We start from the raw sequence: 22,857 nt of genomic DNA, 5'->3' as shown, positions 1-22,857 counted from the left end.
TGTGGTGCCGTTCAGCGATTGCCGCTGATCAGCACACACGGTCCAGCACAGACGGTCCATGTGAGGCACATCCGGACCCCCGGGTTCGTACGAAGCCCCATGTGGCAGCGCAGAGTTGTTCGTTCACCTCCAGGGGGAGTCACACCATGCGACCCATACGCCCGTCCTTCGCCGCCCGTCGAGGGAGGAGCTCACGCCGCAGAACTTCCCCCGTGCTGGCCGCGGTCGGACTGGCCACCGCGCTGGCGCTGACCGCCACCGCCTGCGCCTCGGGCGACGACACCAACGTCAGCGGCGACGCGGCGGCGTCAACGGCCGGCGACGACAAGATCACGATTCCGGACGACCTCAAGGACAGGCTCAAAGAGCACGGGATCGACGTCGACAAGTGGAAGGGCGGCGCTTGGAAGAACTGGGACAAGGACGACTGGCTGCGCGAGGCCGGTGACTTCATCAACCCGATCATCGAGGGCCTGTGGGACCAGGAACGTATGCGCGAGGCCGAGGACCCGGAGCAGGGCAAGGGCGTCGACGAGAGCGACCTCTCGGGTGACCAGGGCGTGACCGATCCGGAGCCGGCGCCGGTCGCCGCGAAGGCCGTTCCGACGGGGTACCACGACAACGCCGCCGAGGCGGGCAAGGTGCTCTTCGACTCTCCAGAGGGCACGATGGTCTGCTCGGCGACCGTGGTCGAGGATCCGGCCAACCCGGGCAAGTCCAACCTGGTGTGGACCGCGGGCCACTGCGTGCACGCCGGCAAGAAGGGCGGCTGGTACCGCAACATCGCCTTCGTGCCCTCGTACAACAACGATGGCCTGACGGCGGCGGAGCTCCAGACCGCGACCAAGGAAGAGGTCGCTCCGTACGGTGTCTGGTGGGGTGACTGGGCGCAGACCTCGGACCAGTGGATCGAGCAGGGCGGCGCCACGGGCGGCGAGGGTGCCTCGTACGACTTCGCCGTCATTCATGTGACGCCGGAGAAGGGCAGCGAGGGCAAGTCCCTCGAGGAGACGGTCGGTTCGGCGCTCCCGGTGGACTTCAACGCTCCGGCCGTGCCGGAGGTCGCCAGCATTACGGCGACCGGTTACCCGGCGGCGAAGCCGTTCGACGGGGAGACCATGTACCAGTGCGTGGACAAGCCGGGCCGGCTCTCGATCGCCAAGACCGAGCCGACGATGTACCGCATCGGGTGCACCATGACCGGTGGTTCGTCGGGCGGCGGCTGGGTCGCGACGGGTTCGGACGGAAAGCCCGCGCTGGTGTCCAACACCTCGATCGGCCCGGTGACGGCGGGCTGGCTGGCGGGCCCGCACCTGGGTGCGGAGGCCAAGGGGATCTACGACGCGGTGAGCAAGAAGTTCGCAGGTCAGTAGTAGCGGCATCGGATGGACGGTGGCGGCCGGGCCGCGCGGAAACCTTCGCTGCCACGCCGCCGTTCGTCCTCAACCGCCCGGGCGTGGCGGGGTGTCCGGAACACCGCCCACCCGATCGGGGTGAACTCCCGTTCCTCGGCGCCCTGGCAGTCGAGGATCCGGCCAACCCGGGCAAGTCCAACCTGCTGTGGACCACGAGCCACGGCGGGCTCGCCGACGGCGACTGTTTCGCAACATCGCCTTCGTGCCCGCGTACAACGACCTCGGCAAGTCCGCAGCGGCGGGAACGGTACCCGGCCCGCGGGACCGAAGCCGGCGAGGGCACCGAGGCGGGCTTCGGTCCCGCGAGCAGAGTGCGCCGCCACGTAGCGTCGTGCAGGCCGTCGACGCGTCGCGAGTAGCATCGTGCGGGCCGTCGACGCGTCGCGCTCGTCGCTCGTCGGCGCCGCGTACAGCATGACGAAGGCCCGCCCCCTGGAAAGCGCCGAGAGGGGCGGGCCTTTTCGCTCTGTGAATCAGACGGCAGGCATCGGAACGTACGGAGCCAGTTCCGCCGCCAGTTCCTCGTGCACCCGCGCCTTCAACAGCGTGCCCTCCGGGGTGTGCTCCGCGGAGATCACCTCGCCGTCGTTGTGGGCGCGCGCGACCAGCCCGCCGTGCGTGTACGGCACGAGAGCCTCGATCTCGACCGAGGGACGCGGCAGTTCGACGTCGATGAGCGCGAGCAGCTCCTCCATGCCGAGGCCCGTGCGGGCGGAGACGGCGATGGAGCGCTTTTCGATCCGCATCAGCCGCTGAAGCACCAGCGGGTCCGCCGCGTCCGCCTTGTTGATCACTACGATCTCGGGCACCTTCGTCGCACCGACGTCGCGGATGACCTCGCGCACGGCGGCCAGCTGCTCCTCCGGCGCCGGGTGCGACCCGTCCACCACGTGCAGGATCAGGTCGGAGTTTCCGACCTCCTCCATCGTGGAGCGGAACGCCTCGACGAGGTGGTGCGGCAGGTGTCGCACGAAGCCGACGGTGTCCGCCAGCGTGTACAGCCGCCCGCTCGGGGTCTCGGCCCGGCGCACGGTCGGGTCGAGGGTCGCGAACAGTGAGTTCTCGACCAGCACGCCCGCGCCCGTGAGGCGGTTGAGCAGCGAGGACTTGCCGGCGTTGGTGTAACCGGCGATCGCGACCGAGGGCACCTTGTTACGACGGCGCTCCTGACGCTTGATCTCGCGGCCGGTCTTCATTGCCGCGATCTCCCGGCGCATCTTCGCCATCTTCTCGCGGATCCGGCGCCGGTCCGTCTCGATCTTGGTCTCACCGGGTCCACGAGTCGCCAGGCCGCCGCCCTTGCCGCCGCCCATCTGACGGGACAGCGACTGACCCCAGCCTCGGAGCCTCGGCAGCATGTACTGCATCTGCGCGAGCGCGACCTGAGCCTTGCCCTCTCGGGACTTGGCGTGCTGGGCGAAGATGTCGAGGATCAGGGCCGTACGGTCGATGACCTTGACCTTGACGACGTCTTCGAGGTGGATCAGCTGGCCGGGACTCAGCTCACCGTCGCAGATGACGGTGTCGGCGCCCGTTTCGAGCACGATGTCGCGCAGCTCGTTGGCCTTGCCGGAACCGATGTACGTGGCCGGGTCCGCCTTGTCGCGGCGCTGGACCACGCCGTCGAGCACCAGCGCGCCCGCGGTCTCCGCGAGGGCGGCCAGCTCCGCGAGGGAGTTGTCCGCGTCCGCGGCGGTCCCCGTGGTCCACACGCCGACGAGCACCACGCGCTCCAGACGGAGCTGTCGGTACTCGACCTCGGTGACGTCCTCGAGCTCGGTGGAGAGGCCCGCCACGCGGCGCAGGGCCGCGCGGTCGGAACGGTCGAACTGTTCGCCGTCCCGCTCTCCGTCGATCTCGTGGCTCCAGGCGACGTCCTCTTCCATCAGGGCATCGGCCCGAAGACCTTCGGGGTAGTTCTGAGCGAAGCTCTGCGCGTCCTGGGAAGGGGAAGAAGAGGAGGTCATTGGGTCCTTACGTCGATGGGATACCTGTGGGGCGACGGACTGCGGTCCATCACTCCTGACAACGTCCGGGACCGCCGGGAGATTCCCGGCCCGGGTCCGGGGGCCGCGTCGCCGACCTGCGGCGTCGTTGACCTGAAGATGGTCGCACGGCACGGCCCGTCTCGTCACCCGAGTTATCGCGGGTTATTTCGGGGCCGCCGCTGACTTTCGCGCACGCTTCTCGGCCTTCTTGGCGGGCGCCTCGCTGCGCCAGTCCGGGTGGCCCGGCATGGGCGGGGTCTTCGCCCCGTAGAGCCAGGCCTCGAAGAATCCGCTCAGGTCACGGCCCGCGATGGCCGAAGCGAGCCGCTCGAAGTCCGCGGTGTCCGCCACGCCGTCGCGATGGGTGCTCACCCAGGCTCGTTCCAGCTGCTCGAACGCGGGCCGACCGATCTTCTCGCGCAGCGCGTACAGGACGAGGGCGCTTCCGTCATAGACGTTCGGCCTGAAGATGCTGAGCTTCTCGCCGGGTTCGGCTCCCTTGGGTGCGGCGGGCGGGCCTCCGGCCTCCCGCCAGGTGTCGGAGGCGCGGTAGGCCGCGCGCATCCGGTCCTCCATGGGCCTGTCGGCCTTCTCCTCGGCGTACAGGGCCTCGTACCAGGTGGCGTGTCCTTCGTTGAGCCACAGGTCGGACCAGGTACGCGGGGCGACGCTGTTGCCGAACCACTGGTGCGACAGCTCGTGCACCATGACCGACTCGATGTACCACTTCGGGTACGCAGGACGCGTGAAGAGCTCTCTCTCGAAGAGAGAGAGGGTCTGTGTCTCGAGTTCGAACCCGGTCCGCGCCTCGGCGATCAGCAGCCCGTACGTCTCGAAAGGGTAGCGGCCGATCTTCTTCTGCATCCAGGCGATCTGGCCGGGCGTCTTCTTGAGCCACGGTTCCAGCTGCTCGCGGTCCTTGGTGGGCACCACATCGCGTACGGGCAGGCCGTTCGGACCGTCTCGGTGCAGCACGGAGGAACGACCGATGGACACCTGGGCCAGTTCGGTGGCCATGGGGTGCTTGGTCCGGTACGTCCAGGTGGTGGCCTCGGCTCGGCGGTCCACTTCTACGGGGAGCCCGTTGGCGACGGCCTTGTATCCGTTGGGCGCGGTGACCCGGATGGTGAACAGGGCCTTGTCCGAGGGGTGGTCGTTGCCCGGGAAGATCCGGTGACCGGCGTCGGGCTGGTTGGCCATGGCAAGACCGTCCTTGGTCCGTACCCAGCCGCTCTCCTTGCCCTTTCCGGGCATGGGGTTGCTGTCGTGGCGCACGGTGATCCGCATCGGGACTCCGGGCGGCAGTGGCTCCTCGGGGGTGACCACCAAGTCCTCGCCCGCGCTCCGGAACTCCGCGAACGCGCCGTTGACCTCGACGGATCGCACTGTTCCGTGCGAGTAGTCAAGATTGACCTGCTCCAGCCAGTCTGTCGTCCAGGCCCCGATGGTGGTGACGGTCGGCAGCGGCTTGCTGTTGCTGCCGGGATAGGTGAAGTCGAGGTCGTACGCCGTGACGTCGTACCCGGGATTGCCCAGGTACGGGAAGAGGCGGTCGCCGATGCCGAGCGGGGCCGGTGAGGGGGCGCTTGCGGCGATGAGGCAGGCAGAGGCGGCGGAGGCGAGGACCGCCCTCCGGGTCCGTCGGTGGGCCGTCGGGCGTGGCGTCCTGGTACGGGAGGTCCTGGGGGTGCGCAGCATGGACCACGGCTATCAGCGCCGGGCTGCCTCGCGGCGACGACTCGCGCCGTGCCCACCCGAACGGGCTCTTTCCACGTGACCGCGACGTGCGGCCGGCTTCAGGCGCCGCACATTCCCGAGGCCCTTCTACGGAGCCGTCGCCGGGTGCTGAGCGCGGGTCACGTCGTACACACCCGGCACGTTGCGCATGGCCCGCATCAGCGCGGGAAGGTGAGCGGCGTCCGGGAGTTGGAGCGTGTATGTGTGGCGTACGCGCTGCTGGCTGGGCGGTTCGACGGTCGCAGAGACGACAGCGACGCCTTCCCCGGCGATGGCTTCAGTGAGGTCGGCGAGCAGATGGGGCCGCCCGAAGGATTCGGCGACGAGAGTGACGCGGCACTCCATGGTGTCACCCCAGCGCACGTCGACCTCCGCGCGCCCCATGCCTTTCATCCGCGCCACCCCGGCGCACTCGAGGCGGTGCACGGTCACTACTCCCCCGCGTACGGAGAATCCGGTGATCGCGTCGGGCGGTACGGGCGTACAGCAGCCCGCGAGCCGTACAGTCGCGCCGGGCTGGTCGACGACGACATCCGCGGCGGCCGGGCGCGCGGCGGGGCCGTCGGCGTACGGGCGCGGGCTCGCGGCGGGGGCCTCGGGCTGCGCGGCGGGCGACGGATGCGCGGCCAGCCAGCGGGTGATGGCAATCCGCGCGACAGGCGTGTGCGCGTGCTCCAGCCACTCCCTGGAGGGCTCCGAGGACGGGTCCTGGCCCATGAGCAGTTGCACGGTGTCGCCGTCGCTCAGGACCGTACTCAGCGTCGCCAGGCGGCCGTTGACGCGCGCACCGATGCAGGCGTGCGCGTCCTCGCCGTACTGGGCGTAGGCGGCGTCCACGCAGCTTGCGCCCGCAGGCAGCCCCAGCGCGCCGCCGTCGGGACGGAAGACGGTGATCTCCCGGTCCTGGGCGAGGTCTTCGCGCAGCGTGGACCAGAACGTGTCGGGGTCCGGGGCGGCTTCCTGCCAGTCGAGGAGACGGGAGAGCCAGCCGGGGCGGGTGGGGTCGGCGCGCTCGCCGTCCGCAGGGCGCTCGACGGCGCTGTCCTTCTGCTCCTCCGAAGGAGGAGCGTAGGGATTGCCGAGCGCGATGACGCCGGCCTCGGCGACCTTGTGCATCTGGTGCGTACGGATGAGGACTTCGGCGACTTGGCCGTCAGGGCGGGCGACGGCGGTGTGCAGGGACTGGTACAGGTTGAACTTGGGGACGGCGATGAAGTCCTTGAACTCCGAGACCACGGGTGTGAGGCAGGTGTGCAGTTCGCCGAGGACTCCGTAGCAGTCGGCGTCCTCGTTCACGAGCACCAGGATGCGTCCGAAGTCGGAGCCGCGCAGCTCGCCGCGCTTGCGGGAGACGCGGTGCACGGAGACGAAGTGCCGTGGCCGGATGAGGACTTCGGCCTGCAGGCCGGCCTCGCGCAGGACCGCGCGCACCTCTTCGGCGATCTCGGCGAGGGGATCGTCAGCACGCGAGACGTTGCTGACGATGAGTTCCTTGGTGTGCTTGTACTCCTCGGGGTGCAGGATCGCGAAGACGAGGTCCTCGAGCTCGGTCTTGAGGGCCTGGACGCCCAGACGTTCGGCGAGCGGGATCAGAACGTCCCTTGTCACCTTGGCGATGCGTTCCTGCTTCTCGGGGCGCATCACGCCGAGGGTGCGCATGTTGTGCAGCCGGTCGGCGAGTTTGATCGACATCACGCGTACGTCGCTGCCGGTGGCGACGAGCATCTTGCGGAACGTCTCGGGCTCGGCGGCCGCTCCGTAGTCGACCTTCTCCAACTTCGTGACGCCGTCGACGAGATAGCGGACTTCCTCGCCGAACTGGTCGCGTACCTGATCGAGCGTCACTTCCGTGTCCTCGACGGTGTCGTGGAGCAGAGAGGCCGTCAAAGTCGTGGTCTCGGCACCGAGTTCGGCGAGGATCAGGGTCACGGCGAGCGGGTGCGTGATGTAGGGCTCGCCGCTCTTGCGCATCTGACCGCGGTGCGAGGACTCGGCGAGGACGTACGCCCGATGCAGCGGGTCGAGGTCCGCGTCGGGGTAGTGGGCGCGATGGGCCTCGACCACGTGGCCGATCGCGTCGGGCAGCCGGTCACGGGCTGCGGGCCCCAGGAGAGCGGCCCGGCTGAGGCGCCGCAGATCGATCCGGGGGCGGCCCCTCCTGCGATGCGCTCCAGGCGTGATGGGGCCGGGCATCGCGGGGTTCGTGGCCTCCGCACTCATGGGCACCTCCGGCTGCGTGGACCGGCGGACGGGGTGCCCCATGGCGTACTCGGCTCTGGGGATGGCGTCGTTCCCCCGTCCGGGCCGGTGCTTGATGCTACCGAGCCCACCACGCCCGGCTGACCGCCTCTCGCCGAGCGTGAAACGGATCACCCATTCGAGCGAAGGTTCAGGGGGTCGCGGTTTCGAGCCACTCGGCGTCGATCTCACCCTCAGCGACGATTACCGCGGGCCCGGTCATCTCGATCTCGCCGTCGGTCCGTTCCGTGATCACCAGGCGTCCGCCGGGCACATCGACGGTGTATGTCGCCGGGACGCCGGTCACAACGGGGTCGGCGCCGTCCCTGCGTGCCGCCGCCACGGCCACGGCGCACGCGCCCGTGCCGCACGAGCGGGTCTCGCCGGCACCGCGCTCGTGGACACGCAGAGCGACGTGACGCATGCCACGGTCGACGACGAATTCGACGTTCACTCCGTCCGGATACGCGGACGCGGGGCTGAACGGCGGCGGCGCGAACAGGTTTCCGGCGTGGCTGAGGTCCTCCACGAAGGCGACCGCGTGCGGGTTGCCCATGTTGACGTTGCGCGCGGGCCAGCTGCGCTCCCCGACGCTTACGGTGACGTCCCCTTCGGGGAGGAACGCCTTGCCCATTCCGACGGTGACGTCGCCCTCCTTGGCGATGTGCACTGTCTTCACGCCTCCGCGCGTGGCGACGGCGATGTCACCTTCGGCCACATGTCCGGCGCGCTGGAGGTAGCGCGCGAACACACGCACTCCGTTGCCGCACATCTCCGCGATCGAGCCGTCGCCGTTGCGGTAGTCCATGAACCATTCCGCTTCGGCCGACATCGCCTCGGCCTCGGCGTGCGCGGCGGACCGTACGACATGCAGCAGACCGTCCCCGCCGATGCCCGCGCGGCGGTCGCACAGGGCGGCGACAGTGGCCGGGGGCAGGTCGATGGCGTTCTCGGGGTCGGGGATGATCACGAAGTCGTTCTCGGTCCCGTGCCCCTTGAGGAAGGCGATCCGCGTGCTCATTCCTCGATCGTACGGGGTCTTGATGACAGCCCGGCCGACCAGTCCGGCAGGCGGACCACAGTCACCGGCGGCAGCTTTCCGGCCGCTCAGCGCAGGCGGGCCACGCGCCACACGGCGAGCACCACGACCGCGGTGACGACCACGGTGTAGGCGATCACGACCCGCCAGTCCGGGCGGCGGCCGGAACCGCGCTGCGGCAGGCCGGGCCACGTGTAACCAACGCGGCGAGCGGCCATCATGCCCCAGCCCGCGGCGCAGGAGGAGATCAGCAGGCCGAGCATGGCGATCATCGCTCCGCTGTCGCCGAAGTCGAAGGCCAGCGGGAAGGCGAACATCAGGGAGCCGAGCGCCGCGAGGCTCACGATGGGCGCCAGCTGCCAGATGCGCATCCGGCGCTGCGGGCGCAGCTCGACCTCGACCTCGGGCTCCGCGAACATCTCGTCGGGCTCGGGTCCGTCGGCCGTCACGCCGCCGGTCTCATCGGGCCCGTCCGGGCTCAGTCGGTCCCCGTCCGGGTCCTGCTGATCCTGTGCGGTGTCATACGCCCCGCCAGCGGCGGTGCCTTGCTCCGCGCCTTGTGCGGTGTCGCGAGGGCCGGCCTCCATCGCCACGCGCCCTCCCAACTAGGACTCCACTTGGTCGATCGAAGCTCGATGATGGCACGGCCTCAGAGGCCCGGATGACGGCCGGAGCGTCCCGATGCCATGACGTGATCAGGCTGTAACCGGTCGTTCGACCAATGCCAGCGCGAGCTGCGGGAGTTCTGTGAGATCCGCCGCAGCCCCACTCAGCCAATGCACCCGTGGATCGCGCCTGAACCAGGAATCCTGGCGGCGCGCGAAGCGCTTGGTGGCGCGTACGGTCTCGGTGCGCGCCTCGTCCTCGCTGCATTCCCCGGAGAGCGCCGCGAGCACCTGCTGGTAGCCGAGGGCACGCGACGCCGTACGCCCCTCTCGCAGCCCGTGCGCCTCCAGTGCGCGCACTTCGTCGACGAGGCCGGCCTCCCACATGCGGTCCACCCGGTGGGCGATGCGGTCGTCGAGCTCGGGGCGTGCCACATCGACGCCGATCTGCAGGGTGTCGTAGACCGAGTCGTGGCCGGGGAGGTTGGCGGTGAAGGGTTTGCCGGTGATCTCGATGACTTCGAGGGCGCGAACGATACGGCGACCATTGCTGGGGAGGATCGCGTGGGCGGCCTCGGGGTCGGCTACGGCCAGTCGGGCGTGCAGCGCGCCGGAGCCACGCAGGGTGAGCTCCTCCTCCAAGCGAGCCCGCACGTCGGGGTCGGTGCCGGGGAATTCCAGGTTGTCGACGGCCCCTCGGACGTACAGTCCGGAGCCGCCGACGAGGATCGGCCAGCGTCGTTCGGCGAGCAGTGCGTCGATGCGCTCCCGTGCCAGTCGCTGGTACTCGGCGACGCTTGCCGTCACCTTCACGTCCCAAATGTCCAGAAGATGGTGCGGGATGCCGTCGCGCTCCTCCGACGTCAGCTTGGCCGTACCGATGTCCATCCCTCGATAGAGCTGCATGGAGTCGGCGTTGATGACCTCGCCGCCGAGGCGCTGGGCCAGATGTACGCCCAGATCGGACTTTCCCGCCGCGGTGGGACCGACGACGGCGATGACCCGCGGGGCGGGAGCTGCACTACTCACCGGAACAGTCTCGCAAACCCCGGGACCTCTTCTCGAACGAGTTACGTGACGCCACGGCACCGGGGTCGTTGCCTGTTGCGAGGTTCCAGCCGCCGGTTTTGAGGACCGGTGACCCGGGCGCCGCAATGGGACGCACCGGGCAACGCGGGATTTCGCCCACACGAGTAAGGTATGGAGAGGATATGGGCGTTTTTGCACGGCTTCTTCGCAAAGAAGGACCTAAGTCCAAGGGATCGACGGAGGCGTCAAGCGCCGAGGCGCAGGACGGCACACTGACGGCCGAGCCCGAGGCCAAGTCGGAGGCAAAGGAAGCGGCGAAGGGGTCAGCCGAGGCTGAGACCGAAGCCGAGGCTGGGTCCGCAGCGGCGTCGGCGTCTGCGGAGTCCGGCGAGGCCTCGGGGGATGGCGTCGAGATCCCCAAGCAGCAGTCCGTCGAGGAGGCGGCCGACAGCGAGGCCGACGAGGGCGCCCACAAGTAACTGTCCTGCCAGGGAGGGCGAACCATGGGTCTTCTGGACAGCCTGAAGGCCAAGCTCGTCCCTGCCGAGGACAAGGTCTCCGAGCTCACCCAGCAGCACGGGGGCAAGATCGAACACGGTCTCGACAAGGTCGCGAACCGGGCCGACAAGAAGACCAAGGGCAGGTACAGCAACAAGATCCACACGGGCACGGGCACGGGCACGGGCGCCCTGGACCGACTCGCGCGCAAGGAGAGTGACGGGACAGACGGCGGCACGTCGCCTCCGTCGGCCCCACCGCCACCGCCTTCGACACCTTGAACAACAAGCACGTCAGCGGACGGCCACGGAGCACTTGAGCTCCTGGCCGTCCGCCGTGTTCTTGGACCACGCCACGGCGCTTGGGCCACGCCACGGATATCGCACGCCACTGATCTCCGTACTGCACCACGACGCTCGGCCGCACCTCGGCCGCACCTCGGCCGCACCACGGCCCTTGGGTCACGGTCCTCGGTCACACCACGGCCCTTGAGCCACGCCACGTTTCTGGAGCACGCCAAGGCTGTTGAGCACGCCCCTCGGACCCCACGACAGCCCGCCGCCGCGTGCGCCAACACCGGCCCGCCCCCGGCTACTTGACGCCAGCTCCGCCCGGGGCCCCGCAGCAAGCCACGGGACTCACACCCGCCACGGCCGGCCCCGTACGCGGCCTACGACCAGGTCGCCACCATGTACCCCACGCCATAAGGCGCGTCCTCGTACAGCAGCGTGCCGCCGAGTCCCGCTCCCTCGGCCGCGCCCGCGAGCACCTGCCAGGGAGCCCGGCCGGATGCCTTCAACTCGTACGCCAGCTCGGCGTCCAGCGCCTTGAGGGCCGCCACGTCCGCCGTCTCCAGCGCCCGCGCGACCTCCCGGTCGAACCCCTCCGCACGCTCGTCCAGATACCCCGGGGCCTTGAGGGTGCGGCACGCGCTGGCGTCGCCCATCACCAGCAGTGCCACCCTCTCGGGCTGCGCGACGATTTCCTTTCCGACTTGGATACACCGCTCGACCGCGAGAGGTTCCCCCACTCCGAGACCTTCGACGGGGGCGTCGGACCAGTCCGTACGGTGGAGCAGCCAGGCGGCGACGGCGAGTGAGGGCGGCAGCGCGCGCTCGGAGGGCTCGGCGAGCTCCGAGTGCTGCGAGCCGCTCGGTCCCTCCGGCGCCCGCACCCCGTATCCACCCAGCCGCACATCAAGATCCACCCCGAACCCGCGGAACGATCCCCACGTGCCCTCGGGATGCGACCCACGCCCGCTCTGCTCGGCGGGCCCTACGACCACCAGCCGGTCGGGCCGAGCGGCGGCCAGCACTCCCAGCGCATCCGTGCACGCGGCGCGCGCGGCGTCCAGCTCGGGCGCGGCACCCGCGGCGATGCCGGGCACGAGCAGGGGCGGACAGGGGCAGACGGCTGCGGCGACAAGCATGATCGGCAGCGTAACCCCGCGCGGTCGCCGGGCGTCACTCCTCGATGAGCACGTCCGTGAGATCGATGACCGTGAGGAGCAGCACCACGAGCTTGCCGTCGCTGATCACGTACTCGACGAACAGATTCCGGGACAGGGCTATCTCGCGGGTCGACTCGTCGCCGCCCACGGCGTGCGACAGCTTGTGACGCGGGTCGGCCACCAGTATGGCCAGCCCCCGGTCCAGCACCTCCCGGCGCTCGGCGGGAAGACTGTCCCGGACACGCGCGGCGCGCTCGGTGAACTCCACGCTGTACGGCATGAGGGACCCCTTCCCGGCCCGGGACCGGTCAGTCGCTGCCGCACCCGCTGCCCGTGGCTACCGGCAGCGGCTCCGGAGCCCCGATCTTCGGCAGTCCCAGCATGACGCCCGCCGGCTTCGCGGCCTCGGCGGCGTTGCGCTTCTGCCAGGCGTCCCCCGCGCGCGTGGGGCGTACACCGAGGACGGCGCCCTCGGCGAGCAGGTGGTGCGGGGCGGCGTACGTGATCTCGACGGTGACGACGTCACCGGGGCGAACCTCGACGTCGGGCTTGGTGAAGTGCACCAGCCGGTTGTCGGGGGCGCGTCCGGAGAGGCGGTGCGTGGCGCCGTCCTTGCGACCCTCGCCCTCGGCGACCATCAGCTCCAGGGTGCGGCCGACCTGCTTCTTGTTCTCGTCCCAGGAGATCTCCTCCTGGAGGGCGACGAGACGCTCGTAGCGCGCCTGCACGACCTCCTTGGGGATCTGCCCCTCCATGGTTGCCGCCGGCGTGCCCGGGCGCTTGGAGTACTGGAACGTGAACGCTTGCGCGAAGCGGGCCTCGCGGACCGCGTGCAGGGTCTGCTCGAAGTCCTCCTCGGTCTCGCCGGGGAAGCCCACGATGATGTCGGTGGTGATCGCCGCGTGCGGGATCGCGGCGCGGACCTTCTCGATGATCCCGAGGTACCGCTCCTGCCGGTACGAGCGGCGCATCGCCTTCAGGACCGTGTCCGAACCGGACTGCATCGGCATGTGCAGCTGCGGCATCACGTTCGGCGTCTCGGCCATCGCGGCGATCACGTCGTCCGTGAAGTCGCGTGGGTGCGGCGAGGTGAACCGCACGCGCTCGAGGCCCTCTATCTTCCCGCAGGCACGGAGCAGCTTACTGAAGGCCTCGCGGTCGCCGATGTCGGATCCGTAAGCGTTTACGTTCTGCCCGAGCAGCGTGATCTCGGAGACGCCCTCGCCGACCAGTGCCTCGATCTCGGCGAGGATGTCGCCGGTCCTGCGGTCCTTCTCCTTGCCGCGCAGCGCCGGGACGATGCAGAAGGTGCAGGTGTTGTTACAGCCGACGGAGATGGAGACCCACGCGGCGTACGCGCTCTCGCGGCGGGTCGGCAGCGTCGACGGGAACGCCTCGAGCGACTCGGCGATCTCGACCTGCGCCTCTTCCTGTACGCGGGCACGCTCCAGGAGGACGGGCAGCTTGCCGATGTTGTGCGTACCGAAGACGACGTCCACCCAGGGCGCCCTCTTCACGATGGTGTCGCGGTCCTTCTGGGCGAGGCAGCCGCCGACAGCGATCTGCATCCCGGGCCGCTTCGTCTTCATCGGCGCGAGTCGGCCGAGGTTGCCGTAGAGGCGGTTGTCGGCGTTCTCCCGCACCGCGCACGTGTTGAACACGACGACGTCGGCGTCACCGTCGGAGCCCTCGGGCGCACGTACGTAACCGGCGTCCTCCAGCAGCCCGGAGAGCCGCTCGGAGTCGTGGACGTTCATCTGACACCCGTAAGTGCGTACTTCATACGTTCTCGTGAGGTCCACTGCCAGGCTCCGGTCGCTGCTGCTCATGGGACAAGGGTAGGTGGTGCCCGGAGTGCGTCGGGCCTCGGAGCCTGTCGCGGGCTCCGTCCCGGTCTCCGACGAGGACGGCGGCTTCGGCCGACAGCGGGAGGGCGGCCGGGCAAGGCCGTCGGCGTCGGCGACGGTGACCGTGACGGTGAGAACGAACGGCTCGGAGCTCCGTGATCCACGGCCGCCTGGCACTCGGCCACCGTGGTCACGGCGCTCACGCGTCCTGCCCATCGTCGGAACCCGTATCACCTCCACGCGCGCGTGGAGCCCGTTTCCGTGAGCCCGGCCCTGTCGTCACGGACGGTGAACTGGCAGGATCGCCCGCATGTTCCAGGCGCTCCCCCGTATCGGCAGACGTCGGGCCCTGCAGGGTTCGGCCGCCGCCTTCGCGGCCTTCGGGCTGCTTTTGTGGTGGCTGCTGCCCCTGGGCGAGAGCTCGCCGGGCGGCAAGGTGACCTTCAGCACGGGGACGCAGACCGGCGTGTACCAGCTGTACGGGAAGTTGCTGCAGGGGGCGCTCGCGAAGGACATGCCGCGCCTGGACGTGAAGCTGTGGCAGAGCGAGGGCTCACAGGAGAACGTGGAGCGGGTGGCCACCGGGCAGGCCGACTTCACCATCGCGGCAGCCGACGCGGTGGAGCGGTACATGCTGCAGGACAAGCCAGGCGCGGACCAGTTGCGCGCCAGCGCACGGCTGTACGACGACTACGTACACGTGGTCGTCCCCGGAGCGTCCTCCGTGAACTCCATCGAGGAGCTCGCGGGCAAGAGGGTGGCCGTGGGGCAGACCGGCTCCGGAGTGCGACTGATCGCGGAACACGTGCTCGACGCCGCCGGCCTCGACCCCGTAAAGGACATCAAGCCGGTGTCCGCAGGCATAGGAACGATGCCGGAGGAGCTCGAAAGCGGGAAGATCGACGCCTTCTTCTGGTCCGGCGGCCTCACCACGAACGCCATCACCGACCTCTCGGTCCGCTTCGACATCAGGCTGCTCCCGATCGGCCCGGACCTCGTCAAGAAGCTGCATGAGCAGAGCGAGGAGTCCAGTTACTACCGCGCCGCCGTCATGCCCGCAGACGCCTATCGCAAGGCCCAGGCGGACACCGCCGTGCAGACGGTGGCGGTGCCGAACCTGCTCGTGACGCGGGCCGGGACTGATGAGACGCTGGTCGAGGGGATGACCCGCACGGTGATCAACAGTCGCGACCGCATCGGCAAAGAGGTGCACGCGGCACAGTTGGTGGACCTGCGGACCGCCATCTACACCGACCCGCTGGACCTGCACGAGGGCGCACGGCGCTACTACCGCTCGGTCAAGCCGTAGCGGCGCGTACGGCGGCAGCGGACCCGCCTGCCCCTCGCACCAGCGCGCCGCCCCAGCCTGGCCGGGCGAACGGACGGCAGCGGCCCCTCAGACGCCGTAGCGGCCCGCTCGGGCCCCGGGCACCGCCCGCGGCACAGTCACCGTCACCCTCAGACCGTGCGGTTCGTGGCGCGCGTACGCGATGGAGCCGCCGCCCGCCGCGAGCAGCGCCCGGGAGATGGACAGACCGAGGCCCGAGCCCTTGATGTTCTGGTGGCCAGGGCTGCGCCAGAAGCGGTCGCCGATGCGGGCGAGTTCGTCGTCATTCAGGCCTGGTCCGCGGTCGGCGACGACGACGGTGGACACCTCGCCGTTGGAGGCCACCTCGACCTCGACGCACTCGCCCTCGGGCGTGAACTTCAACGCGTTGTCGATCACCGCGTCCAGGGCGCTGGAGAGGGCGATCGGGTCGGCCCAGCCGGTCGTGGCGGGGCAGGTCCCGACCAGTCGTACGCCCTTGTCGTCGGCGACCGGCGACCAGGACGCCACGCGCTCGGCGGTCAGCTCGCCGATGTCGGTGAGCCGCACGTCCGCCTCGGCGTGCTCGGCGAGAGCGAGATCGAGGAGGTCGTCCAGGACCCGGGCGAGGCGCTTGCCCTCGGTGCGGACGGAGGCGATCTCCTCGTTGCCCTCGGGGAGTTCCAGAGCCAGCAGTTCGATGCGCAGCAGGAGCGCGGACAGGGGGTTGCGCAGCTGGTGCGAAGCGTCGGCGACGAAGGCGCGCTGCTGCTCCAGTACGTCCTCGACGTTGTCGGCCATCTCGTTGAACGACCGGGCCAGGCGCCTGAGCTCCGGCGGGCCACCGGCGGCCGCGACCCGGGACTTCAGGCGGCCGGTCGCGATGTCGTGGGTGGTGGCGTCGAGGACGCGTACGGGCCTCAGCACCCACCCGGTCAGGCGCAGCGCGGCGCCGACCGCGAGGAGCATCGCGGCAGCCTCGCCCGCGCCGATGATCAGCCAGCCGTGCAGGATTCTCGAGCGCATCCGTCCGGTGGGCGAGTCGGTGACCACGACCGCGACGACGTCGCCGTCCTGGATGACGGGGGACGCGACGACGAGACGGTTGCGTTGCCACGGCCAGACCTGCTCGGGGTCGTGGCTGCGGCGGCTCGCGAGTGCCTCCCTGAACGCGTCAAGGATCTCACCCTCCTTGGGGACGAGCCAGTTCGGCGGAGCGTTGGCCATGACTCCTTCGTCGCGGTAGAAGACGCCGGCCTTGATGCCGTACACCCCGTAGTACTTGGCGAGTTCCTGGCGGAGGGTATCGGCGCGCTCGTCTTCCGGTGGGGCGACTCTGGAGCCGGTCGGGCGGGGGGCCACCACGAACTGGGCGAGGGACGCGAAGCGTGCCGTGTCGTCGATCCGGTCGACGACCACCCGCTGCTGCTGGGCCGCCGCCAGGCTCACGGCGAGCGGGATGCCGAGGGCGAGCAGGACGGCCGCCATCAGAATGATGAGCAGCGGAAGGAGACGTGAGCGCACCTGGGCCCGCTACGCCGCGGGCGCGACGAGCCGGTAGCCGACGCCGCGCACGGTCTCGATCAGGGCCGGCATGCGCAGCTTGGAACGCAGGGACGCGACGTGCACCTCCAGCGTGCGGCCGGTCCCCTCCCAACTGGTCCGCCAGACCTCGCTGATGATCTGCTCCCGCCGGAACACCACTCCGGGGCGCTGGGCGAGCAGCGCCAAAAGGTCGAACTCCTTGCGGGTCAGTTGGACAACCGAACCGTCCACACTGACCTGGCGAGTGGGCAGTTCGATGCGTACGTTCCCGAGGCGCAGCGAGGTGTCGCCGGGGGCCGCCGCGTCGTCGGGGACGGTGCGCCGGCTGACGGCGTGGATCCGGGCGAGGAGTTCCCCGGTGTCGTAGGGCTTCACCACGTAGTCGTCGGCGCCGAGGTTGAGGCCGTGGATGCGGGAGCGTACGTCGGCGCGCGCGGTGACCATGATCACGGGGATGCTCGTGCGCTTGCGGATCTTGCCGCAGACCTCGTATCCGTCCTGGTCGGGCAGGCCCAGGTCGAGGAGCACCACTCCGAAGCCGGCGCCTTCCGGCACCAGCGCCTGGAGAGCCTCCTCGCCGCTGCGGGCGTGCACGACGTCGAAACCGTGGCGCGCGAGGACCGCGGACAGAGCGGCGGCGACATGGTTGTCGTCCTCGACGAGGAGCAGTCTCATTCCGGCCCCCTTCGGTTCATCGTCCGTACGGTCTTGGTGGATAACGGCGCACGCGCGTGTGCACCATGGAAGTCAGGCCGATGGACGCGGATGACGTCAAGGGGGTTCGGGTCGCGGACGGCTTCCGTTACGCAGCCGGTACGCGCCCGTAGCGCCCTTCACGAAGAGTGGCCTGCTGCTACCAGATCGTTATGCTCAATTTCCCCTCAGATGTAATGACGCTGGTCGTGCGGGGTTACTACTGTCCTCCGCAACCGAGGAGGACGGAGCAAGAGGCCGATGACCGAAGTATCGGTGACCAAGGACGCCGTACCCACGGCTGACGATCTGGTCGTGCTGAAGAACGTCAACAAGCACTTCGGCGCGTTGCACGTGCTCCAGGACATCGACCTGACCATCGCTCGTGGTGAAGTCGTCGTGGTCATCGGGCCCTCCGGGTCCGGAAAGTCCACCCTGTGTCGCGCCATCAACCGCCTGGAGATGATCGACTCGGGAGACATCTCGATCGACGGCAAGCCGCTGCCCCATGAGGGCAAGGAACTGGCTCGGCTGCGTGCCGACGTCGGCATGGTCTTCCAGTCCTTCAACCTTTTCGCGCACAAGACGGTGCTCGAGAACGTGATGCTGGGCCAGATCAAGGTCCGCAAGGCGGACAAGAAGGTCGCGGAGGAGAAGGCACGCGGGCTGCTCGACCGGGTGGGCGTCACCACGCAGGCGGACAAGTACCCCGCGCAGCTGTCCGGGGGCCAGCAGCAGCGTGTCGCGATCGCGCGGGCGCTGGCGATGGAGCCGAAGGTCATGCTCTTCGACGAGCCGACGTCGGCTCTCGACCCGGAGATGATCAACGAGGTTCTGGAAGTCATGCAGCAGCTTGCGCGTGACGGTATGACGATGGTCGTAGTCACACATGAGATGGGCTTCGCCCGTTCGGCCGCCAACCGCGTCGTCTTCATGGCTGACGGCCGCATTGTCGAAGAGGCTGTGCCGGACCAGTTCTTCAGCAACCCACGCAGCGACCGGGCGAAGGACTTCCTGTCGAAGATCCTGCACCACTGACGACCTGCGTCACCCGCACCGACGGTTCGCACATCTTCACCACGTAAAGGATGTTCACGATGAAGCTCCGCAAGGTCACCGCCGCCTCGGCCGCCGTCCTCGCGCTCGCCCTCACGGCCACCGCGTGCGGCTCGGACGACAAGGACAGCGACAGCGCTGACACCGGCTCGGGCTCCGGCGACAAGAAGCAGATCACGATCGGCATCAAGTTCGACCAGCCAGGCATCGGCCAGAAGACGCCTGACGGATACGAGGGCTTCGACGTCGACGTCGCGACGTACGTAGCCAAGGAGCTTGGTTACAGCGAGGACCAGATCCAGTGGAAGGAGGCGAAGAGCGCCGACCGCGAGACCATGCTCCAGCGTGGTGACGTCGATTTCATCGCCGCCTCCTACTCGATCACCGACGAGCGCGACGCGAAGGTCGACTTCGCCGGCCCGTACCTCCTGGCCCACCAGGACGTTCTGATCCGCTCCGACGACGACTCGATCAAGACGCCGGCGGACCTCAACGCCAAGAAGCTGTGTTCGGTGACGGGCTCGACCTCGGCGCAGAACGTCAAGGAGAAGCTCGCCCCCAAGGCCCAGCTGCAGGAGTACCCGACGTACTCGGCGTGCCTGACCGGTGTGCAGAACAAGGCCATCGACGCGCTGACCACGGACGACTCGATTCTCGCCGGTTACGCCGCGCAGCCGAACTTCAAGGGCAAGTTCAAGCTCGGTGGTTTCAAGATGACCAACGAGAACTACGGCATCGGCGTCAAGACCGGCAGCGATCTCACGGCCAAGATCAACACCGCTCTCGAGAAGATGGTCGCCGACAAGGCCTGGGACAAGGCCGTGGCGGACAACCTCGGTCCGGCGGGATACAAGAACGAGCCCGCTCCGAAGATCGGCGACATCGTCAAGTAAAGCGGGTCCTGATCTGACAGGTGCGCCGCCCCCGAGGGGCGGCGCACCTGCTCGAAAGTGCCCTCCACACACGCGGAAGCGCGGGAGATCGTGTTCGACTTTCTTGAAGGTTACGACCTGCTGGGAGCGTTCTGGACGACGGTGCAGCTCACCGTCCTCTCAGCCGTCGGCTCCCTGATCTGGGGAACCATGCTGGCCGCCATGCGGGTCGGTCCGGTGCCTCTCATGCGCGGTTTCGGCACCGCCTACGTCAACATCGTGCGGAACATCCCGCTGACCGTGATCATTCTGTTCAGCTCGCTGGGCCTCAACCAGACGTTGGGCATCAATCTCGGCGCGGACGCGTTCGACTCCATCAACTTCCGGCTCGCGGTGCTCGGTTTCATCTTGTACACCTCGGCGTTCGTGTGCGAGGCGCTGCGGTCCGGCATCAACACGGTGCCCGTCGGCCAGGCGGAGGCGGCGCGAGCCATCGGCCTGAACTTCACGCAAGTACTGACACTGGTCGTGCTGCCGCAGGCGTTTCGCTCGGTTGTGGGTCCGCTGGCCAACGTACTGATCGCGTTGACGAAGAACACCACGGTGGCCGCCGCGATCGGTGTGACCGAAGCGGCACTGCTGATGAAGGAAATGATCGAGAACGAGGCGCAGCTCCTGTTGATCTCGGCCGTGTTCGCCTTCGGGTTCATGTGCCTCACGCTGCCGACCGGTCTGATCCTCGGCTGGGTGAGCAAGAAGGTGGCGGTGAAGCGATGAGTTCGGTTCTCTACGACGCGCAGGGCCCGCGCGCCAAGCGTCGGAACGTCATCTTCACGGTGCTGTTCCTCGCCGCCCTCGCCGCGGTGCTGTGGTGGGTGTACCGCACACTCGACGACAAGGGCCAGTTGGAGTGGGTGCTGTGGAAGCCCTTCTTCACGGGCACCGACGCCTGGACGGTATACATCTGGCCGGGCCTGAAGAACACGCTCATCGCGGCGGCGCTCTCGATGCTCATCGCGCTCCCGCTCGGCGCTGTCCTCGGTATCTGTCGACTCTCGGACCACCTCTGGGTCCGCGCTCCCGCCGGGGCGATCGTGGAGTTCTTCCGCGCCATCCCGGTGCTGATCCTGATGATCTTCGCCAACGCGGCGTACTCCGAGTACTCGGACGTGAGCTCGGACGACCGTCCGCTGTACGCGGTCGTCACCGGTCTGGTGCTCTACAACTCCTCGGTCCTCGCGGAGATCGTCCGGGCCGGCATCCTTTCGCTGCCCAAGGGCCAGTCCGAAGCGGCGATGGCTGTCGGTCTGCGCAAGAACCAGGTGATGCGGTTCATCCTGCTGCCACAGGCGGTCACGGCGATGCTGCCCGCGATCGTCAGCCAGCTCGTGGTGATCGTGAAGGACACGGCGCTCGGCGGCGCGGTCCTCACCTTCGCCGAGTTGCTCGCGGCAGCCAACACGATGAGCGCCTACTTCGGGGCTAACACCATCGCCAGCTACACCGTCGTGGCCTTGATCTACATCGCGATCAACTTCTCCCTCACAAGCTTCGCGAGCTGGCTTGAGGGCAGGCTCCGCCGCGGCAAGAAGTCCACCGGCGCGGTGCTCGGAGCCGACGCGGTCGCCGAACTCAGCGCACCCGGTGAGCACGTGGACGTCACTCATGACGTCGACAAGAAGGGCCCGTGAACCGCCCGCGCACACCGAAGAACTGACGAGATGTGAGCAACCGGAGGCAGTGGCGTGATCGTCACTGCCTCCGTCACTTGACGCAAGCACCGGCAATAGGTTGCATACGTTCTGTGATCGCGCACCCCGCTCCACCTGCAAGTCCCGGTAAGACACTCAGGACACCGCTCCGGGCAGGGGGCGCCACGCCGTGGACCCGGTGATCATCGTCGGAGCGGGACCCGTCGGACTCACGCTCGCCCTGGCGCTGGCGCGGCAGGAGGTCCCGTCCGTCGTCCTGGACGAGGGTCCCGGCAAGGACGAGCAGCGGCTCGCGCGAACGGTCGTACTTCGCGAGGACACCGCCGCGTTGGTCGAGCGGCTGGCCGGCTTCCCGCTCACCGACGCCGGTTTCCGTTGGGCCGGATGGCGGTCGATGCGGCGCAAGCAGGTGATGCGGCAGATCACGTTCGGCGACGACGAGCCCGCGCCTCTGCACATCCCCCAGCACGTGCTGACCGCCGCCCTCAGGGAGGCGATCACAGCCGAGCGCCTGGTCAAGGTCTCCGTGGAGAGCCGCCTCGACTCGATCGAGCAGGAGAAGACGGGCGTCACGGCGCACACGCGCGGCCCCAAGGGCACGTGGTGGCGCGGCAGTTATCTGATCGGTTGCGACGGACCGCGCTCGACGGTCCGCAAGCTCCAGGACATCCGCTTCCCTGGACGTACGGCCGTGGAGCGACACGCCGTCGCCGCGCTGCGTACGGAACTTCCGTGGCCCGGTGAGGCGTTGCTGCACCGGATGCCGCCGTGGCGGACGTCGGGCCCCTCGGCCGGGGAGGTGACCGGGCGTCCCCTCGCCGACGATGTGTGGCGCCTTGACTGGCTGCTGCCGCCGGGCAAGGACCTCGTCACGCCGGACCTGCTGGTGGCGCGTGTCCGCGAGACCCTCGCGGGCTGGAGCGGGGGTTCCACACCGCCGTACGAACTGCTCGACACCGGAGTCCACACCGTCCACCACCGTCTGGCCCGCCGGTGGCGGGTCGGCCGTGTCTTCCTCGCCGGGGACGCCGCGCATCTGCTCGGCGCGCTCGGCACCCAGGGCCTTGACGAGGGTCTGCGGGACGCCGACAACCTCGCGTGGAAACTGGCCCTCGCCTGGCATCACGGCCCGCACGAAGCACTGCTCGACAGCTACCAGGTGGAGCGGCGCGCGGTCGTCGCCGCTCGGCTGCGCGCCGCCGACCAGGCGCTGCCGCTGCTGCGCGCCGGCGGGCTGCGCTCCGCCATGCCCGGCTCGGCTCGCGGGCATGACGCGTTGCTCACGGACGGTCATCTGGGGCACGGCCCGCTGGGTACGCCGGGGGTGTACGCCGATTCGCCGCTCGCGCCGCCACGCGCCGAGTCGTCGGTCGAGGTCGACACGGCGCTCGGTGCTCAGGTCGTCGATGTGCGGGTGACGGCGGAGGACGGTTCGTTCGTAAGGCTGCGGGAGCGGCTGGGCCGTGGGGCGCTTCTGGTGCTGCTGATCGCGCCGGGAACCGTGGTGTGGGAGCGCAAGCACTGGGTGACGGCCGGGATCATGCCACGGCTCGCGGCCGCGGTTACAGCGCTGCCCCACCCCGCCGAGCTGCTGGTCGCCGAAAGCTACCCGGGCGCGGCCGCGCACACGGTGCTGCTGATTCGCCCGGACGGGCACCTGGTCACCGCGTTGAGCGGGGTGCGCCCGGCGGATCTGTACGAGGCGGCGGAGGCGGCTCTGGGCGGCCCCCGGGCCACGACGGAGGCCACGGCCGGTACGTCCTCCTGAGTGCTCTCTGTCCACACGGTGACATTGAGTTGACCGGTCTGCACCGCCATGGTGTACTC

At 69.1% G+C, this 22,857-nt stretch carries 20 protein-coding genes; 9 read left to right on the top strand and 11 right to left on the bottom strand.

The features are described 5' to 3' along the window. Positions 1-146 precede the first annotated feature (146 nt). A complete protein-coding gene (locus ACTWQR_RS27375) occupies positions 147-1,373 on the top strand; it encodes a trypsin-like serine peptidase (protein WP_443229826.1) in 1,227 nt (408 codons plus the stop codon). 515 nt (positions 1,374-1,888) lie between these two features. Here ACTWQR_RS27375 and hflX read toward each other — a convergent pair. From hflX to miaA, 6 genes are all read right to left on the bottom strand, one after another. Next, positions 1,889-3,382: a GTPase HflX gene (gene hflX / locus ACTWQR_RS27370; RefSeq protein ID WP_443229825.1), complete on the bottom strand. Its 1,494-nt coding sequence runs from the start codon at positions 3,380-3,382 to the stop codon at positions 1,889-1,891. A gap of 183 nt (positions 3,383-3,565) precedes the next feature. Further along, positions 3,566-5,101 (bottom strand): M1 family metallopeptidase, encoded by a 1,536-nt coding sequence (locus tag ACTWQR_RS27365; RefSeq protein ID WP_443229824.1) that lies wholly within the window; start codon positions 5,099-5,101, stop codon positions 3,566-3,568. Positions 5,102-5,227: 126 nt separating this feature from the next. Further along, positions 5,228-7,360, bottom strand: a complete 2,133-nt coding sequence (locus ACTWQR_RS27360; RefSeq protein WP_443229823.1) for a RelA/SpoT family protein — start codon at positions 7,358-7,360, stop codon at positions 5,228-5,230. Between the two features lie 169 nt (positions 7,361-7,529). Continuing rightward, positions 7,530-8,399, bottom strand: coding sequence for a diaminopimelate epimerase (dapF, locus tag ACTWQR_RS27355; protein ID WP_443229822.1), 870 nt, complete (start codon positions 8,397-8,399; stop codon positions 7,530-7,532). Between the two features lie 86 nt (positions 8,400-8,485). Further along, entirely contained in the window at positions 8,486-9,004 is a 519-nt protein-coding gene (locus ACTWQR_RS27350; protein ID WP_443229865.1) for a hypothetical protein, read from the bottom strand. 108 nt (positions 9,005-9,112) lie between these two features. After that, positions 9,113-10,051 carry a tRNA (adenosine(37)-N6)-dimethylallyltransferase MiaA gene (miaA, locus tag ACTWQR_RS27345; RefSeq protein ID WP_443229821.1) on the bottom strand — a complete coding sequence of 313 codons (939 nt, stop codon included), beginning with the start codon at positions 10,049-10,051 and terminating at the stop codon, positions 9,113-9,115. A gap of 182 nt (positions 10,052-10,233) precedes the next feature. On the opposite strand from miaA, the gene ACTWQR_RS27340 reads away from it, so the two are divergent. Both ACTWQR_RS27340 and ACTWQR_RS27335 read left to right on the top strand, forming a co-directional pair. Next, a complete protein-coding gene (locus ACTWQR_RS27340; RefSeq protein ID WP_443229820.1) occupies positions 10,234-10,530 on the top strand; it encodes a hypothetical protein in 297 nt (98 codons plus the stop codon). 24 nt (positions 10,531-10,554) lie between these two features. After that, positions 10,555-10,830, top strand: a complete 276-nt coding sequence (locus ACTWQR_RS27335) for an antitoxin (RefSeq protein ID WP_443229819.1) — start codon at positions 10,555-10,557, stop codon at positions 10,828-10,830. Positions 10,831-11,219: 389 nt separating this feature from the next. On the opposite strand, the gene ACTWQR_RS27330 is transcribed toward ACTWQR_RS27335, so the two are convergent. From ACTWQR_RS27330 to miaB, 3 genes are read right to left on the bottom strand one after another with little or no spacing between them, the layout of a single operon-like run. Further along, a complete protein-coding gene (locus ACTWQR_RS27330; RefSeq protein ID WP_443229818.1) occupies positions 11,220-11,978 on the bottom strand; it encodes a class III extradiol dioxygenase subunit B-like domain-containing protein in 759 nt (252 codons plus the stop codon). Between the two features lie 34 nt (positions 11,979-12,012). Next, positions 12,013-12,279: a hypothetical protein gene (locus ACTWQR_RS27325; protein ID WP_055616853.1), complete on the bottom strand. Its 267-nt coding sequence runs from the start codon at positions 12,277-12,279 to the stop codon at positions 12,013-12,015. 28 nt (positions 12,280-12,307) lie between these two features. Further along, positions 12,308-13,828: a tRNA (N6-isopentenyl adenosine(37)-C2)-methylthiotransferase MiaB gene (gene miaB, locus ACTWQR_RS27320; RefSeq protein WP_443229817.1), complete on the bottom strand. Its 1,521-nt coding sequence runs from the start codon at positions 13,826-13,828 to the stop codon at positions 12,308-12,310. A gap of 328 nt (positions 13,829-14,156) precedes the next feature. On the opposite strand from miaB, the gene ACTWQR_RS27315 reads away from it, so the two are divergent. Beyond that, positions 14,157-15,155 (top strand): TAXI family TRAP transporter solute-binding subunit, encoded by a 999-nt coding sequence (locus tag ACTWQR_RS27315; RefSeq protein ID WP_443229816.1) that lies wholly within the window; start codon positions 14,157-14,159, stop codon positions 15,153-15,155. Positions 15,156-15,242: 87 nt separating this feature from the next. Here ACTWQR_RS27315 and ACTWQR_RS27310 read toward each other — a convergent pair whose 3' ends face one another. Together ACTWQR_RS27310 and ACTWQR_RS27305 are read right to left on the bottom strand one after the other, a co-directional pair. Next, positions 15,243-16,676, bottom strand: coding sequence for a sensor histidine kinase (locus ACTWQR_RS27310; RefSeq protein ID WP_443229815.1), 1,434 nt, complete (start codon positions 16,674-16,676; stop codon positions 15,243-15,245). A gap of 9 nt (positions 16,677-16,685) precedes the next feature. Beyond that, positions 16,686-17,372, bottom strand: a complete 687-nt coding sequence (locus tag ACTWQR_RS27305) for a response regulator transcription factor (protein WP_443229814.1) — start codon at positions 17,370-17,372, stop codon at positions 16,686-16,688. Positions 17,373-17,651: 279 nt separating this feature from the next. Between ACTWQR_RS27305 and ACTWQR_RS27300 the strand changes: the two genes are divergently transcribed. The 5 genes from ACTWQR_RS27300 to ACTWQR_RS27280 all read left to right on the top strand — a co-directional run bounded on the left by ACTWQR_RS27300 (position 17,652) and on the right by ACTWQR_RS27280 (position 22,798). Then, the gene (locus ACTWQR_RS27300; RefSeq protein WP_443229813.1) at positions 17,652-18,428 is read left to right on the top strand and encodes an amino acid ABC transporter ATP-binding protein; all 777 of its coding nucleotides are present in this window, start codon (positions 17,652-17,654) and stop codon (positions 18,426-18,428) included. A 59-nt stretch (positions 18,429-18,487) separates the two neighbouring features. Continuing rightward, a complete protein-coding gene (locus ACTWQR_RS27295) occupies positions 18,488-19,339 on the top strand; it encodes a glutamate ABC transporter substrate-binding protein (RefSeq protein ID WP_443229812.1) in 852 nt (283 codons plus the stop codon). Positions 19,340-19,429: 90 nt separating this feature from the next. Then, entirely contained in the window at positions 19,430-20,095 is a 666-nt protein-coding gene (locus ACTWQR_RS27290) for an amino acid ABC transporter permease (protein ID WP_443229864.1), read from the top strand. After that, complete coding sequence (locus ACTWQR_RS27285; RefSeq protein ID WP_443229811.1) at positions 20,092-21,009, top strand: amino acid ABC transporter permease; 918 nt, start codon at positions 20,092-20,094, stop codon at positions 21,007-21,009. Before ACTWQR_RS27290 ends, ACTWQR_RS27285 begins: the two co-directional genes overlap by 4 nt. Positions 21,010-21,199: 190 nt before the next feature. Continuing rightward, positions 21,200-22,798 carry an FAD-dependent monooxygenase gene (locus tag ACTWQR_RS27280; protein ID WP_443229810.1) on the top strand — a complete coding sequence of 533 codons (1,599 nt, stop codon included), beginning with the start codon at positions 21,200-21,202 and terminating at the stop codon, positions 22,796-22,798. Positions 22,799-22,857 lie beyond the last annotated feature (59 nt).

This window comes from Streptomyces sp. 2A115 (genome assembly GCF_052245575.1).
In the GTDB taxonomy this organism is placed as follows: Bacteria; Actinomycetota; Actinomycetes; order Streptomycetales; family Streptomycetaceae; genus Streptomyces.
This window is presented reverse-complemented; position numbering and strand designations above follow the sequence as displayed.